General features: G+C 67.4%; 16 protein-coding genes and 1 other RNA gene. 9 read left to right on the forward strand and 8 right to left on the reverse strand.

The features are described 5' to 3' along the window. The first annotated feature begins 3 nt into the window (after positions 1 to 3). Positions 4 to 168 carry a hypothetical protein gene (locus tag AC1RMY_RS24645; protein WP_492869111.1) on the forward strand — a complete coding sequence of 55 codons (165 nt, stop codon included), beginning with the start codon at positions 4 to 6 and terminating at the stop codon, positions 166 to 168. A gap of 122 nt (positions 169 to 290) precedes the next feature. Continuing rightward, the gene (locus AC1RMY_RS24650; protein WP_492869113.1) at positions 291 to 1,004 is read left to right on the forward strand and encodes an extensin-like domain-containing protein; all 714 of its coding nucleotides are present in this window, start codon (positions 291 to 293) and stop codon (positions 1,002 to 1,004) included. A gap of 52 nt (positions 1,005 to 1,056) precedes the next feature. Here AC1RMY_RS24650 and AC1RMY_RS24655 read toward each other — a convergent pair whose 3' ends face one another. Further along, positions 1,057 to 1,392 carry a hypothetical protein gene (locus tag AC1RMY_RS24655; protein WP_492869114.1) on the reverse strand — a complete coding sequence of 112 codons (336 nt, stop codon included), beginning with the start codon at positions 1,390 to 1,392 and terminating at the stop codon, positions 1,057 to 1,059. A 16-nt stretch (positions 1,393 to 1,408) separates the two neighbouring features. Here AC1RMY_RS24655 and AC1RMY_RS24660 point away from each other — a divergent pair, with 16 nt between their 5' ends. Continuing rightward, on the forward strand, positions 1,409 to 1,912 hold the full coding sequence (locus AC1RMY_RS24660) for a DUF992 domain-containing protein (protein ID WP_492869116.1): 504 nt from the start codon (positions 1,409 to 1,411) through the stop codon (positions 1,910 to 1,912). Positions 1,913 to 2,079: 167 nt separating this feature from the next. Beyond that, positions 2,080 to 2,448: a response regulator gene (locus tag AC1RMY_RS24665; protein ID WP_492869117.1), complete on the forward strand. Its 369-nt coding sequence runs from the start codon at positions 2,080 to 2,082 to the stop codon at positions 2,446 to 2,448. 65 nt (positions 2,449 to 2,513) lie between these two features. Here AC1RMY_RS24665 and AC1RMY_RS24670 read toward each other — a convergent pair whose 3' ends face one another. From AC1RMY_RS24670 to AC1RMY_RS24680, 3 genes are all read right to left on the reverse strand, one after another. Then, positions 2,514 to 3,386 carry a VOC family protein gene (locus tag AC1RMY_RS24670; RefSeq protein ID WP_492869119.1) on the reverse strand — a complete coding sequence of 291 codons (873 nt, stop codon included), beginning with the start codon at positions 3,384 to 3,386 and terminating at the stop codon, positions 2,514 to 2,516. A 120-nt stretch (positions 3,387 to 3,506) separates the two neighbouring features. Next, the gene (locus AC1RMY_RS24675; RefSeq protein ID WP_492869121.1) at positions 3,507 to 4,748 is read right to left on the reverse strand and encodes an NAD(P)/FAD-dependent oxidoreductase; all 1,242 of its coding nucleotides are present in this window, start codon (positions 4,746 to 4,748) and stop codon (positions 3,507 to 3,509) included. 15 nt (positions 4,749 to 4,763) lie between these two features. Then, positions 4,764 to 5,813: a YihY/virulence factor BrkB family protein gene (locus tag AC1RMY_RS24680; protein ID WP_492869123.1), complete on the reverse strand. Its 1,050-nt coding sequence runs from the start codon at positions 5,811 to 5,813 to the stop codon at positions 4,764 to 4,766. A gap of 200 nt (positions 5,814 to 6,013) precedes the next feature. On the opposite strand from AC1RMY_RS24680, the gene AC1RMY_RS24685 reads away from it, so the two are divergent. After that, positions 6,014 to 6,739 carry an outer membrane protein gene (locus AC1RMY_RS24685; RefSeq protein WP_492869125.1) on the forward strand — a complete coding sequence of 242 codons (726 nt, stop codon included), beginning with the start codon at positions 6,014 to 6,016 and terminating at the stop codon, positions 6,737 to 6,739. Positions 6,740 to 6,836: 97 nt separating this feature from the next. Here AC1RMY_RS24685 and recR read toward each other — a convergent pair whose 3' ends face one another. The 4 genes from recR to ffs form a co-directional block, all read right to left on the reverse strand. Beyond that, positions 6,837 to 7,442 (reverse strand): recombination mediator RecR, encoded by a 606-nt coding sequence (gene recR / locus AC1RMY_RS24690; RefSeq protein ID WP_492869127.1) that lies wholly within the window; start codon positions 7,440 to 7,442, stop codon positions 6,837 to 6,839. Positions 7,443 to 7,598: 156 nt separating this feature from the next. Next, complete coding sequence (locus AC1RMY_RS24695; RefSeq protein WP_492869129.1) at positions 7,599 to 7,919, reverse strand: YbaB/EbfC family nucleoid-associated protein; 321 nt, start codon at positions 7,917 to 7,919, stop codon at positions 7,599 to 7,601. 53 nt (positions 7,920 to 7,972) lie between these two features. After that, complete coding sequence (locus tag AC1RMY_RS24700) at positions 7,973 to 9,871, reverse strand: DNA polymerase III subunit gamma/tau (RefSeq protein WP_492869131.1); 1,899 nt, start codon at positions 9,869 to 9,871, stop codon at positions 7,973 to 7,975. Positions 9,872 to 9,980: 109 nt separating this feature from the next. Next, an RNA gene (ffs, locus tag AC1RMY_RS24705) (signal recognition particle sRNA small type) lies at positions 9,981 to 10,077 on the reverse strand. Positions 10,078 to 10,334: 257 nt separating this feature from the next. Here ffs and rpmH point away from each other — a divergent pair. Genes rpmH through AC1RMY_RS24725 form a run of 4 tightly spaced genes read left to right on the forward strand, consistent with a single transcriptional unit; the run spans position 10,335 to position 13,598 of the window. After that, positions 10,335 to 10,469, forward strand: a complete 135-nt coding sequence (rpmH, locus tag AC1RMY_RS24710) for a 50S ribosomal protein L34 (protein WP_067253664.1) — start codon at positions 10,335 to 10,337, stop codon at positions 10,467 to 10,469. A gap of 52 nt (positions 10,470 to 10,521) precedes the next feature. Next, positions 10,522 to 10,983 carry a ribonuclease P protein component gene (gene rnpA / locus AC1RMY_RS24715; RefSeq protein WP_492869134.1) on the forward strand — a complete coding sequence of 154 codons (462 nt, stop codon included), beginning with the start codon at positions 10,522 to 10,524 and terminating at the stop codon, positions 10,981 to 10,983. Between the two features lie 55 nt (positions 10,984 to 11,038). After that, positions 11,039 to 12,928, forward strand: a complete 1,890-nt coding sequence (gene yidC / locus AC1RMY_RS24720) for a membrane protein insertase YidC (RefSeq protein WP_492869191.1) — start codon at positions 11,039 to 11,041, stop codon at positions 12,926 to 12,928. A gap of 43 nt (positions 12,929 to 12,971) precedes the next feature. Further along, on the forward strand, positions 12,972 to 13,598 hold the full coding sequence (locus AC1RMY_RS24725) for a CatB-related O-acetyltransferase (RefSeq protein ID WP_492869136.1): 627 nt from the start codon (positions 12,972 to 12,974) through the stop codon (positions 13,596 to 13,598). Positions 13,599 to 13,603: the final 5 nt, after the last annotated feature.

A 13,603-nucleotide genomic window follows, 5' to 3' on the forward strand; every position in this document is an offset into this window, starting at 1 on the left:
ACCATGGCCATGACCTGCATTGCTGCATTGATCACCGCGGCCTCGATCGGTGCCGCGCTCTTCGGCGGCATCGTGCCCCAGGGTGCCTGGGGCGCGGAGATCCTGTCAATCGCCCTCGCGGGTGTTACGGCCATCGCGGTCGCAAGCGCTTCGGCGCTCGACAGCTGAAGCCCCGCCCACTCAGGATATGGGCCGATGATCGGCGCGAGTCGGCCGCCGTCGCGGCTCTGCTCGTCTCACTTTTGCTTGCTCCGACGGTCGCATGGCCGGTCCAGTCGCGTAGCACTTGGATGCAGTTGCCGCCGCGCCGTCCTGCAGATTTGCCGGCACGATCCCAATTCGAGCCGCCCGCCTCGAAGCCCAGGCCTGCCGGGACATCGGAGCCGGCCGAGGCTTCAAAGTCGAACGCAGCCGCCGATTCACGTTCGGATCCTGCCTGTCTTGCCGCGTTGGTCGCTGCCCATGGCAACGATGTTCGCGTCGTCAAGGTCGAGCCCGGGCAGGACGAGGCCTGCAGCGTGGTCGAGCCCGTCATGGTCGAGGCCCTGACGTCAGGTCTGGAGTCCCAACGACGCCGGATCGTTCTTCAGCCCCCGGTGACGCTGAGCTGCGCGATGGCGACATCCGTCGCGCAATGGCTCGAGATCAGCGTCAGGCCGCTGGCAAAAGGATACTTTGAGCGGGATTTGACGGCGTTGCGAGTCGGCGGCGGACATGAATGCCGGCGGCGCAACAGGGCGACGAATGGTCCGCTCAGCGAGCACTCGACGGGGCGTGCGCTCGACATCTTCGCCTTCGTCGTCGGTGACGGCAAAGGCGACGGAAACGTCGTGGTGGAGAAGCCCGACGGCGAGCATCAGCGCAGCTTTCTCGCCGCCATTCGCCAGTCGGCTTGCGGGGCTTTCATGACCGCGCTCGGCCCAGGCTCGGATCCCGCCCATGCCAACCATCTGCATGTCGACATTCAGCCCCGCCGCGCGGCCTCGAGCCGCTTTTGCCAATGATGGATTCTCTTGTCGGCGGGGAGCGGGTCTGCTCCGAAGACCGGCTTCTGGCTCACGGTTGCATCTGCACCAGTGTAAGCGGCACCTCAGCGGTTGGCGGTTCGGAAGCCGCAGTTGGGGTCGGGATCGCCTCCAGTCGCCTCGCAGCCATGACCTCGAGCGCCACATCGCGCTCCAAGCCCTGGTCGATCAACGCTTCCAGCTCCCAAAACGGCGGCATCTCGGCCTTGTCGCGGCCGGACAGAAAGGAGATGTGGATTTCGGCGCGATCCTGGCTCACGACGATCGACCTTTCAAAGGCACTATACCGTAAAATGCCGGACACGTTAACCAGTTCCAGCTTGCGCGGAACTGTGCCCGCTATGAGGCGTTTCATGGTCACCTTCATGTCAGGAGCTCCCCAGATGGACATTCGGCATTCCCGGCCCGCCCTTGCTGCTGTTGTCGCGGCAGCCGGGCTTCTGGTTTCAAGCGCTCCGTCCTTTGCGCAGTCCGGACCGCCGGCCGGCCGCCTGACCTGCAATGTCGGCAGCGGCATAGGCTTGGTCGTGACGTCCCAGCGCCCGATGAACTGCATCTTCACCCCGCGTCGTGGGCCGCCGCAACGCTATGTCGGCGTCGTCCGCAATTTCGGCCTGGATCTCGGCACCATCCGTAGCAGCACGATGTCATGGCGCGTCTATGGCCCCTATGCCCGCGCACCGCTCGGTGCGTTGTCGGGCCGCTATGGTGGCGCGACGGCTGGCGCATCGGCGGGTGTCGGCGGCAGCGCGAACCTCCTCGTCGGCGGCAACAACGACGAGGTGACGTTGCAGCCGCTATCTCTGCAGGGCTCCCGCGGCGTCAATGTCGCCGTCGGTGTCACCGGCTTCGAACTGTCTCCGGTGCGCCCCGGGAGCCGCCGATAGGCGCCGGCACGATTGCCGTGACTTACGGTTCGCTAACCTTGTCTCCGCAAGTTGAGTCGAATTTCACAAAAATGCAGGACAATGCCGGGCAATCTTCCGGAACATCGTCGTCCCTCTGACGTTCTCCAAGATGTCGAGGGTTCAGAGTGGAAAGGCAGCGGGAGTCGATGACTGATATCCGCGTCTTGATTGTAGAAGACGACCCGTTCATCGCGATGGACATCGAATCCGCGCTGGCCGAGCAGCTTGGCGCGGATGCCGAGCTTATCGTCGTGGAGTCCGTCACGCAGGCCCACCGCGCTTCCTCGTCGAAGCTCTCCTGCGCGCTCCTCGATATCGACGTCGTCGGCGGAAAGACCTTCGATGTCGCGGCCAGCCTTCTGGAGAACGGCACGCCCTTCGCGTTCGTCTCCGGCTCGACGCCGAGCGACGTGCCGGAGCGGTTGAGGACGGTTCCGTTCTTGCGCAAGCCGTTCTCGACCCGCGAGATCGCGAGCTTTGTGTCCGAGGCCGTGGCTGCGCCGGACAAGACCTGACGCTATGCCCGGCGCCGCCGTTCAGCTTTGAACGGCGGCGTCGTCTTGTAGCGATGTCTGGAAAATCAGTTGGGCCTGAGCACCAGCCGGTTGCCCCACGGATCGGAGATCGACGGGCCCAGCGGCGTCTGCGTTCCGCCAGCGGCCAGCAGCCGCGTGCGCATCGCGTCGAAATCGGAGGCATCCTGGGCAATCAGCTCGAAGGAATCCAGCCCGGCTTCGCCGGCCTGGCGCGGCGCGGCGCCCCGGCTGTTCCAGACATTGCCCGCGATGTGGTGGTGATAGCCGCCGGTGGCGAGGAAGCTCGCTCCGGGATAGCGCACCATCAGGTCGAAACCCAGAACGCCCACATAGAACCGTTCGGCTTCGGCGGTATCGCCGACGCGCAGATGAATATGGCCCATCCGCGTGCCGCTCGGCATGCCCGCATAGGATCCCGGGCGCGCTTCGGCGAGCAGGGCGTTCAGGTCGAGGCGATCGGTCGCCATCTTGATCGCGCCGTCGCGGCGCGGCCAGTCGGCGCGGGGACGGTCGCGGTAGATCTCGATGCCGTTGCCTTCCGGGTCCGACAAATAGAGCGCTTCGCTGACGAGATGATCCGAAGCGCCTTCGAGCGGGATGCGCGTCGCGGCGGCATGCGCAATCCAGTCGGCGAGATCGGCCCGTGACGGGAGCAGAATGGCCAGATGGAACAGGCCGGCGGGCGAGGTCGGCCGCGTCGCGCCCTGCTGCAACCGCACCAGGACTTCGCCATCGACGCCCAGCGTCGCATACTCTGCGCCCTGTTCGATCACGGCGAGCCCGATGCTGTCGCGGTAGAACGCGGTCAGGCCGGCGAGATCATGGACGCGCAGCGTCACCGCGCCGATATGATAGGGCGCATCGAGCGCCTCCAGCCTGACCGGTGTGGTGATTCTGCTGTCCTCGGCCGCAAGCATGGCAACCTCCATTCGCTTCGCGACCTCGAAGTCGCACCACGGATAGATGGCGCTCCTGACCCGACTTGTCTGCCCCGGCGTCCGCAAAGCTTCGATTGCAGCTTCGCAATCGGCTGTCCTTCACAGCCTGGCGGGGTCGGGTCGGTCGATGGCGAAATGCCCGAACCACGGCGCCTCCTCGCCCGCGATCAGCGCGCCGATGATGCGCGAGGCGAGGAAGCTGAAGGTGATGCCGTTGCCGCCATAACCATAGGCCGCGAGCATCCGCGGCCGGCCCGGCACGCGCCCGATCAGGGGCAATCCGTCCGCCGTCTGCCCGAAGGCGCCTGACCAGGCATGGCCGAGCGTGGCTTCCGCGGCCGGAACGAGGGCGCGCAGCTTGGCGAGCAGGGCTTCGGTCTTCGCCGGCCCCAGCGCCTTGCGCCGGTCGGGGTCGTCGCTCTCCTCGTCCTCGCCGCCGATGATGATGCGGCCATCCGTGGTTGTGCGGCAGTAGACATAATCCTCAGAGGCTTCCCAGACGAGTGCGCGCCCGGGCCAGAGGCCGGAGGGCGACTGCGGCAGGGTCGCCAGCGCCCAGCTCGATGCGACGCGGTGCAGTTCGCTGTCGACGCAGTCCGGCATTACATAGCCCGTCGCCAGCACGACATGGCCAGCCTCGACCATGCGGCCGCCCGCGAGTTGCACGGCCGCGCCGCGCTGCGTCGCATCAAAAGCGACGGCCTCATCCCGGATCAGGCGCGCCCCGCGCCCCGCTGCGACATGCAGCAGGGCGTGGCAGAGGCAGAGCGGATCGGCCTCCGCCGACCCCGGCGAGACGATCGCCGCCGCGCGGTCGAAGCCGAAGGCGCCGAGCAGCGTCGCATGGTCGAGCAGCGCGCCCGGCAGGCCGGCTTTTTCGCGCAACGACCTTTCATCGAGCAGTTCGCGCGGCCCGGTCTCGCCGGCCGCCAGATAGACGGTGTCACGCGGAAGGAAGGCGCAGGCGAGGTCCAATCGAGCGATATGCTCGCCGAGGCCCTCCACGGCCTTGAAGCTGCGGCGATAGACGTCGGCGGCCTTGTCGAAGCCATAGAGCGCCGTGAGACGGCGCACCGGCAGGTCGATTTCCCATTGCAGCATCGCCGTGCTCGCCGCCGTGCTGCCGAAGCCCTCGCGCTCGCGGTCGACCAGCACGACGTCGTAACCGCGCGCGGTCAGATGCTCCGCCGCCAGCGCGCCGGTGATGCCTCCGCCGACGATGACCACGTCGCAACGAATGTCGGATTCGAGCGCCTGGCTGACTGGCCGCGCCGGTCCTGCATGCCAGGGGCTGGATCCGCTGCGCAGATCGTCCTGCCGCGTGTCGTCGGGGTCGAGCATGACGGGGCGAGGCTCCTATCCGGCAGCAGGCGGACCGACCCGGTCGGCCATCGTGGCGCCGCGCATGCCGAGCGGCTTGGGATGGCCGGTGGTGGTGTCGTGTGCCGTCTGATGTTCGAGCTCCGCATTGAGCTCGGCTCCGCCGAGCACGATCATCGCCGACAGCCAGAGCCAGGTCATGAAGACAACGACGGTGGCGAGCGAGCCATAGGTCGCGGTGTAGTTGCCGAGCGTCCCGACATACCAGGAGAAGGCCCAGGATGCGGTCGCCCAAAGGATCGCTGCCGCGACGGCACCCGGCATCACCCAGACGAAGCGCGCCCGCTCGCGGCTCGGTCCGATCCAGTACAGGCAGGCGATCGACAGGGTGGCGACGACGAGGAAGGCCGGCCAGCGCACGAGGCGCAGCAGGCGCTCCAGCTCGAAGGCGAAGGGGAACAGCGCCGTCACCAGCGGCACGCTGGCGATCGCCGTCAGCGCCGCCACCAGCAGCACGACGCCGCTCAGCGTCGTGACCAGCGAGACGGCGTTCAGCCAGAGGAAGCTGCGCTTCTCCTGCTCGCGGTAGATGATGTTCAGGGCGTCGAAGATCGCCTTGACCGCGGCGTTCGCAGACCAGACGGCCACGAGCAGGCTGATCAGGAAGGTCAGCGAGAGCGGCGAGGCCGGCAGCAGCGCCAGCCGCATCGCCTGTTCATGGATGAGGTCGCGCGCCGCCTGCGGGAAGACCGTCGTCACCGTATCGAGTTGGCCTGCGATCGTCGCCGGATCGGTGAAATAGCGATACAGCGTCACGAGCAGCGAGAGCGCCGGCACCAGCGACAGCAGCGTGAAGAAGGCGACGGCGCCGGCCAGCGAGCTGAGCCGGTTGTCGGCGACATTGCCGGCAAAGCGCGCCAGCACGTCCTTCCAGCCTAGCCAGGTCATCTGCAATGGGGTGCGGGCCATGCGCCCCCGCGCCGCTTCGCGCTTGCGCCGCGACAGGCGGGAGGTGAGGGCCTCGGTGACATAGCCCAGCGCGACGCCTGCCCCGGCCGCACCCGTGATCCGCTTCAGGAAGGACATTGAGGACGTGTCTCCGCTACCGCGCTGAAGCTTCGTCGCGGCGGCATGGCGAGGCAACAGCAAGCCGGCTCGAATGTTCCCGGCGCCGCGTCGGAGGGCGCGTTTAGCGGATCATTAACCTTAATGCTTTCTGATCATGGCCATGTTCGCCGTCCGTTGAGGCGTGCGCCGTTCCGTTTCGTTGACGAGTCGAGGCCGTGATGACGCTGCACCCAAAGCCGGGCCTCGCCCGTCTCGCTCTTCTCTGCGGCAGCCTGTTCTGCATGGCTCCGGCCATCGCGGCCGACATACCCTCGTCCCGCTTGCTCCCGCCCGCGCCAGCCCTGCCCGACCTCTATTCATGGACGGGTATCTATCTGGGTGCGCAGGCCGGCTATTCATGGGGTCAGGAGCGCACCGCCTTCTCCGACACGCTGGCGCGGGCCTTCAACGGCGCAGCCTTCCGCCAGAGTTCCGATTCAGCGCTCGGCGGCGCGCATGCCGGCTTCAACTATCAGGTGGGCAGCATCGTCTTCGGCATCGAGGGCGACTTCGAGGGGCTCGACGCCGGCGAAACGCTGATCGCGCCGGGTATAACGGCGCGCGTGAAGCGCGACTGGCAGGCCTCGGTGCGCGGGCGGGTCGGCTTCGCCATGGATCGGTTCATGATCTACGCCACCGGCGGCGCGGCCTTCACCAATTTCGACTACCATCTCTACGATGCCGCGACGGGGCTGTCGGAGAATTCGGACCGCTCGAAGACCGGCTGGACCGCGGGTGCGGGCGTCAACTTCGCCTATACGGACAATCTCATCCTCGGCGCCGAATACCGCTACACCGATTTCGGCAAGGTGAACCATGCCGGGAGCGGCCCCCTGCTAGGGCTGAGCGTCCGGCACGAGCCGACGACGCATGCGCTGCGCGCCAGCGTCGCCTACAAGTTCTGAAGCGTTCAGGTCGTTCCGTCATCGCGAGCGGAACGACGCGATCCAGAAGGGCAGTCCCCCGTCCTCTGGATTGCTTCGCTGCGCTCGCAATGACGGGTCAAAAACCGGTGCGCTGGCGGATCGCGGCGGCCAGCGTACCGTCGTCGAGATAGTCCAGTTCGCCGCCGACCGGCACGCCATGGGCGAGCCGCGTCACCTTGAGCGGCAGATGCGCCAGCAGGTCGGTGATGAAATGCGCCGTGGTCTGGCCGTCGACCGTGGCGCTCAGCGCCAGGATGACCTCCTTCACGCCCGGCTCGGAGGCGCGCCGCACCAGCGCGTCGAAGGAGAGATGCTCGGGGCGGACGCCGTCGAGCGCCGATAGCACCCCGCCCAGCACATGGTAGCGTCCGGGCACCGCGCCCGAGCGCTCCAGCGCCCAGAGATCGGAAATATCGGCGACGACCACGATCAGCCCGTCGTCGCGACGCGGATCGCGGCAGAGCGAGCACGGATCGCTGGTGTCGACATTGCCGCAGGTCGAGCACACGACGATCCGTTCGCGCGCGACCGCCATCGCCTCCGCCAGCGGGCCGAGCAGCGCCTCGCGCTTCTTGACGAGATGCAGCGCCGCGCGCCTCGCCGAACGCGGGCCTAGGCCCGGCAGCTTGGCCAGCAGCTGGATCAGCCGCTCGATCTCGGGGCCGGCGATGGCGCGGGACATGGGATGGACTTTCGCGATCGCTGGATCAAAACCGCGCCGTCATCCCGGGCAAGCGGAGCGCAGACCCGGGATCCATCCTAGAGCGCCTTCGCCCTTCGATGGATCCCGGATCTCCGCTTTGCTGCGTCCGGGATGACGGTGAGGATGGTCGCGGACTCAAAACAGCTTCATGCCGGGCGGGATCGGCAGGCCCTTGGTGACCTCGGCCATGCGCTCCTGCATCACGCGGTCGGCACGGTTGCGGGCATCGCTGCTGGCCGCGACGATCAGATCCTCGAGGATCTCCCGCTCGTCGGCCACCATCAGGCTCGGGTCGATCTTGACGCCCTTGAGCGCGCCCTTGGCGGTCATCGTCACCGTGACCATGCCGCCGCCGGCCGCGCCCTCGACCTCGATCGCGTCGAGCTCGGCCTGAACATTGGCCATCTTCTGCTGCATCTCCTGCGCCTGCTTCATCAGGCCCATGATGTCGCGCATCGGTGCATCTCCCTTTGAACGTCAGAAATCCGGAATCTCAGAAATCCGGAACTTTAGAAATCGATGCCGTCGAAATCGGGCTCGGCATCGTCGAAGAGCGGCTCGCCATCCGGCAGATACTCGTCCTCCGGCGCAGCGGTCGCGGGCGCGTCCGCTTCGGCCGCACGCGGGTCGCGGACATCGACGATGCGCGCGCCGGGGAAGCGTTCGAGCACCGCCTTCACGGCCGGATGCGCGGCCGCATCGCTCTCACGCTGGTCCTTCGCCGCGACGGCCTGCTCGCGCAGGGTGGCGCCGCCCTCGGCATTGACGACGGCGACCATCCAGGTCTGGCCGGTCCATTCCTTGAGGCGGCGCGAGAGGTCCTGCGCCAGCGTCCGGGATGCGCCCTCGGCGAGCGAAAACTCGATCCGCCCCTGCTCGAAGCGAACCGGGCGGACATCGCGTTCCAGCGCGATCTTCAGCGTGATGTCGCGATGCTGCGAGGCGAGCGCGACGACATCCTCCAGCGAGGCCACCATGACGGCGGGCTGGGCTTGAGGCTGGGCCTGGGCGCGCGGCGCCGCGGCGGGCATCGGATTGGCGCTGGCCAGGACCGGCCTAGCCGCCAGCGCCGTATTGCCGCCACCAGAGGGCGGCCGCGGCGCGGAGGCTCCGCCATAACCGGAACTGCCGCCATTGCCCGACGGCACGGCGCCCGAGCCGTCGCGCAGCATGCGCAGTGCCTCGTCCGGCGTCGGCAGCTCGGCGGCATGGGCCAGCCGCACCAGCACCATCTCGGCCGCCATGATCGGCCGGTCGGCCTGCTTCACCTCGCCGACGCCCTTGAGCAGCATCTGCCAGGTGCGGGCCAGGATGCGGATCGACAGGCGCTGGGCGAAGTCCCCGCCGCGCACGCGCTCCGCCTGGGCAAGGCTGTTGTCCTTGACCGCGTCGGGCACGAGCTTGAGACGGGTCACCAGATGGGTGAACTCGGCGAGGTCGGCCAGCACCACGACCGGGTCGGCGCCGGCATCGTATTGCGCCCTGAGTTCCCCGAGCGCGGCGGCGATGTCACCCTTCATCACCGCTTCGAACAGGTCGATGACGCGCGCCCGGTCGGCGAGGCCGAGCATCGAGCGGACATCCTCCAGCGTAATCGTGCCGGCCGCATGGGCGATGGCCTGGTCGAGGATCGAGAGCGAGTCGCGCACCGAGCCCTCGGCGGCGCGGGCGACCGCGGCCAAGGCCTCGTCCTCGGCCTCGACATGCTCGGCCTTGCAGATGTTCGAGAGGTGCGAGACCAGCAGGCCTGCGTCGACGCGGCGCAGGTCGAAGCGCTGGCAGCGGGACAGCACCGTCACCGGCACCTTGCGGATCTCGGTCGTCGCGAAGATGAAGCGCGCATGCGGCGGCGGCTCCTCCAGCGTCTTCAGAAAGGCGTTGAAGGCGCCGGTCGAGAGCATGTGCACCTCGTCGACGATATAGACCTTGTAGCGGGCCGAGACGGGCGCATAGCGCACAGCGTCATTGATCTGGCGGATGTTGTCGACGCCGTTGTTGGAGGCGGCGTCGATCTCCTGCACGTCGATATGCCGGCCCTCGATGATCTCGCGGCAATGGACGCCGAACTCACGCAGGTCGGTCGTCGGCGCGCCGCCGCCATCGGCCGTCTGGTAGTTCAGGGCGCGGGCGAGGATGCGGGCGGTCGTGGTCTTGCCGACGCCGCGCACGCCGGTCAGCATCCAGGCCTGCGGGATGCGCCCGGCCGAAAAGGCGTTGGTGAGCGTGCGCACCATCGCGTCCTGGCCGATCAGGTCGCCGAAATGGGCCGGGCGGTATTTGCGCGCCAGCACGCGATAGGGCGAGGCGGCCGAGGGCAAGGCGGACTGCGGCGCGGCGACAGGCGCCGGGTCGAAGCCGGCAAAGCCGGGCTCGTCGGCGGGAGGCGCTGCGTTGGTGTCGTCGCTCATCGGTCTGGTTTGGCGGTTCGCCGCGCGGGGGTCAACGCTCGTTTCGGTGTGACGCTGCCGCTCTTGGCAGGAGCGATGGCGCAAGCCGCTGCATGCCACGCTTCGCTGGGGTGGGAGGCTGGACGAAGACCCGTTCGGTCTCGTTAGGGCTGCTTCCTTCCGGACCTGACCCGGTTGGCGAGTGAGACGTCCCTCGCCAACCTCCCGGGCGCTATATCGGGGATAAGGCTCCCGAGCGCAAGCGCGTCCACTGCGTCATCATGGCAGAAAATGCCGCGAAGCTTCGTCGCAGGCCCCCTTCGGCCGTGACTTCGGCATTGACTTGGACCGGGTCATCCGCCATAAGCCCGCGACTTGCGCAGGCCTTTGGTCCGTGCAGAACCTTTTGCATGACAGGCGCCGCCGGCCACGCTTTCCCAGGAAAGCCGGGGCCGTGACGCCCACAGGGCCCCGGAGACGGACGATGAAGAGAACCTATCAACCCAGCAAGCTGGTTCGCAAGCGCCGCCATGGCTACCGCGCCCGCATGGCGACGGCCGGCGGCCGCAAGGTCATCGCCGCTCGCCGCGCTCACGGCCGCAAGAAGCTCTCGGCCTGAGCCATAGGCGCGTGATTTCAGCGCGCCTTATTCGGAAGACTGGCCAATCGCCATGCGCCTAGCCCGTCTGACGCAACGCAAGCAGTTTCTGGCGGCGGCCGAGCTTGGCCGCCGTTTTCGTTCGTCTGCATTCACCGTCCAGGTCCTCGACGCCCCGTTGCGCGAAGCCGATGGCGGCGATGCGCGCGCGCCAGAGGGCCTGCGCCTCGGCCTGACGGCCTCCCGCAAGGTCGGCAACGCCGTCAAGCGCAACCGCATTCGCCGGCGCCTGCGCACCGCAGCCGCGGAGGCCCTGGCGGCTCAGGCCGGGCGGCCCTGCGACGTCGTTATCGTCGCGCGCCCCGAGACCCTCACGGCTGGTTTCCGTGCGCTGGTCGGCGAACTCTCCGTGGCGATCGAGCGCGCCCGGCCCCAGGGCCAGGGTCGCGCCAACCGCTCCGGCAAGCCGCGCTCCGGCGGGGCCGGCCGCGGCAGGGGCAATGCCCGTCCCGTCGATTCGACTCCCCGATCCTAGAGCCACTGAATCCCTAAAGCCCGACTGGCGTCAGCGAGATCTGTTTCCGATCATGATGAAAGAAGACAACCGCAACCTGCTTCTCGCGATCACGCTCTCGGTGGTCATCCTGCTCGGCTGGCAGTTCTTCTACGCCAAGCCGCAGATGGAGAAGCAGCAGCAGATCGCGCAGCAGAACCAGCAGGCGCAGAGCCAGCAGGCCCCCGCCGCCGGCGTCGCCCCCGCACCTTCGACCGTGCCCGGCCAGAGCGCGACGACGGTCCCCGGCGCCGCTCCGGCGGCTGCGGTCGCCGCGACGCGCGAGCAGGCCCTGGCCGCGAGCCCGCGTGTCCGCATCGACACGCCCAGGATCGCCGGCTCGATCTCGTTGACCGGCTCGCGCATTGACGACATCTCGCTGAAGGGCTTCCGCGAGACGGTCGATCCCAACAGCCCGATCATCGTGCTGCTGTCGCCGCTGGGCGGCCCGAACGGCTATTACTCCGATTTCGGCTGGGTCGCGGCGCCCGGTACCACTGTGACGCTGCCGAACGCCTCGACCGTCTGGACGCCGGACGCGCAGGTGCTCACCCCGGCCAAGCCGCTGACCCTGACCTGGGACAACGGCCAGGGCCTGCTCTTCCGCCGTATCGTCTCCGTCGACGGGAACGCGATGTTCTCGGTCAAGGACGAGGTCGAGAACAAGGGTGGCGCCGCCGTCACGCTGTTCCCCTATGCTCAGGTCGTCCGCCACGGCCGGCCGCCGACGCTCGGCTACTACGTGCTGCATGAGGGCCTGATCGGCGTTCTCGGCGAGCATGGCCTGCAGGAATTCACCTACGACCATGTCGACAAGGAGCCGCTGCTCTCTCCCGGCACCAATGGCCGCGTCTGGAAGGATGCCGTCGGCGGCTTCGTCGGCATCACCGACAAGTACTGGGCGGCCACCGTCGTCCCGGACCAGTCACGCAAGTACGAAGGTCGCTTCTCCTCGGTGCAGATAGGGTCGCAGCGCACCTACCAGGCCGATTTCCTCGCGGAGGCCGTGACGGTCGCCCCCGGCGCCAGCGCCGCGAGCCAAGCGCGCCTCTTCGCCGGCGCCAAGGAAGTCTCGGCCATCAACGGCTATGAGCGCGACCTCGGCATCAAGCGCTTCGACCTGCTGATCGATTGGGGCTGGTTCTATTTCATCACCAAGCCGATGTTCTTCCTCCTCGACTGGATCTTCAAGCATGTCGGCAACTTCGGCGTCGCGATCCTGATCGTCACACTTCTCCTGAAGGGCGTCTTCTTCCCGCTCGCCAGCAAGTCCTATGCCTCGATGGCCAAGATGAAGGCGATGCAGCCGGAGATGCTGGCGATCCGCGAGCGCTATGCGGACGACAAGATGAAGCAGCAGCAGGCTCTGATGGAGCTGTACAAGACCCAGAAGATCAACCCGCTCGCCGGCTGCTGGCCGGTGCTGGTGCAGATTCCGGTCTTCTTCGCACTCTACAAGATCCTGTTCATCACCATCGAGATGCGGCATGCGCCGTTCTTCGGCTGGATCCGCGACCTCGCGGCGCCCGATCCCACGAACCTGTTCAATCTCTTCGGCTTTCTGCCCTTCACGCCGCCCTCCGTGCTGCATCTCGGCCTGTGGCCGATCATCATGGGCATCACGATGTTCGTGCAGATGAAGATGAACCCGGAGCCGCCGGATCCGGTGCAGAAGATGATGTTCACCTGGATGCCGGTGTTCTTCACCTTCCTGCTCGGCTCGTTCCCGGCAGGCCTGGTGATCTACTGGAGCTGGAACAACCTGCTCTCGGTGATGCAGCAGGGCTACATCATGAAGAAGCACGGCGTGAAGATCGAGCTGTTCGACAACATCAAGGGCATGTTCGGCAAGAAGCCGGACCCGGCCGCGGCATCGCCCTCACCGGCGCCGACCCCGGGCAAGCCCGCCAACAGCAACAAGAAGTGAAGGAGCAAAGGGCGGGGTTTCCCGCCCTTTGCCTTTAGAGCCGATGCCGCTGCCCGACCCGCTGACGCGCCACCCCATTCCCGGCTGGAAGGGCACCGCCTTCCTGAAGGCGATCGTCGATCACCCGCTGATCGAGGTCGGCGACTTCAGCTACTACGACGACTCGCGCGGCCCCGAACATTTCGTCGCCCGCTGCGTGCGCTACCATTTCGACTTCCTCGGCGACCGGCTGATCATCGGGAAGTTCGTCGCGATCGCGCAGGCTGCCCAGTTCGTGATGAACGGCGCCAATCACCCGATGGCCGGCTTCTCGACCTATCCCTTCCAGATGTTCGGCGTCGAGGGCGCGCCGGACGTCACCGGCCAGCCCCATCGTGGCGACACGGTCATCGGCAACGATGTCTGGATCGGCCGCGAGGCGGTTATCATGCCCGGCATCACCATCGGCGACGGTGCGATCATCGGCACGCGCGCTCAGGTGGTGAAGGACGTACCGCCCTACGCGGTCGTCGTCGGCAATCCCGGCCGCGTCGTGAAGATGCGCTTCTCCAACGAGACCATCGCTGCGCTTCTGGACATCCGCTGGTGGGACTGGGAGGCGAAGAAGATCGCGCGCCATGTCGCGGCGATCGGGGGCGCCGACATCGACGCGCTGCGCGCGGCCGTGTAGGCGTA

Source organism: Allobosea sp. GW822-FHT03F07 (assembly GCF_058801345.1).

Bases quoted from the DNA above. Each gene is read 5' to 3' on its own strand.
- AC1RMY_RS24645 (WP_492869111.1), top strand. From the start codon at position 4: ATGGCCATGACCTGCATTGCTGCATTGATCACCGCGGCCTCGATCGGT.
- AC1RMY_RS24650 (WP_492869113.1), top strand. From the start codon at position 291: ATGCAGTTGCCGCCGCGCCGTCCTGCAGATTTGCCGGCACGATCCCAA.
- AC1RMY_RS24655 (WP_492869114.1), bottom strand. From the start codon at position 1,392: ATGAAGGTGACCATGAAACGCCTCATAGCGGGCACAGTTCCGCGCAAG.
- AC1RMY_RS24660 (WP_492869116.1), top strand. From the start codon at position 1,409: ATGGACATTCGGCATTCCCGGCCCGCCCTTGCTGCTGTTGTCGCGGCA.
- AC1RMY_RS24665 (WP_492869117.1), top strand. From the start codon at position 2,080: ATGACTGATATCCGCGTCTTGATTGTAGAAGACGACCCGTTCATCGCG.
- AC1RMY_RS24670 (WP_492869119.1), bottom strand. From the start codon at position 3,386: ATGCTTGCGGCCGAGGACAGCAGAATCACCACACCGGTCAGGCTGGAG.
- AC1RMY_RS24675 (WP_492869121.1), bottom strand. From the start codon at position 4,748: ATGCTCGACCCCGACGACACGCGGCAGGACGATCTGCGCAGCGGATCC.
- AC1RMY_RS24680 (WP_492869123.1), bottom strand. From the start codon at position 5,813: ATGTCCTTCCTGAAGCGGATCACGGGTGCGGCCGGGGCAGGCGTCGCG.
- AC1RMY_RS24685 (WP_492869125.1), top strand. From the start codon at position 6,014: ATGACGCTGCACCCAAAGCCGGGCCTCGCCCGTCTCGCTCTTCTCTGC.
- recR (WP_492869127.1), bottom strand. From the start codon at position 7,442: ATGTCCCGCGCCATCGCCGGCCCCGAGATCGAGCGGCTGATCCAGCTG.
- AC1RMY_RS24695 (WP_492869129.1), bottom strand. From the start codon at position 7,919: ATGCGCGACATCATGGGCCTGATGAAGCAGGCGCAGGAGATGCAGCAG.
- AC1RMY_RS24700 (WP_492869131.1), bottom strand. From the start codon at position 9,871: ATGAGCGACGACACCAACGCAGCGCCTCCCGCCGACGAGCCCGGCTTT.
- rpmH (WP_067253664.1), top strand. From the start codon at position 10,335: ATGAAGAGAACCTATCAACCCAGCAAGCTGGTTCGCAAGCGCCGCCAT.
- rnpA (WP_492869134.1), top strand. From the start codon at position 10,522: ATGCGCCTAGCCCGTCTGACGCAACGCAAGCAGTTTCTGGCGGCGGCC.
- yidC (WP_492869191.1), top strand. From the start codon at position 11,039: ATGAAAGAAGACAACCGCAACCTGCTTCTCGCGATCACGCTCTCGGTG.
- AC1RMY_RS24725 (WP_492869136.1), top strand. From the start codon at position 12,972: ATGCCGCTGCCCGACCCGCTGACGCGCCACCCCATTCCCGGCTGGAAG.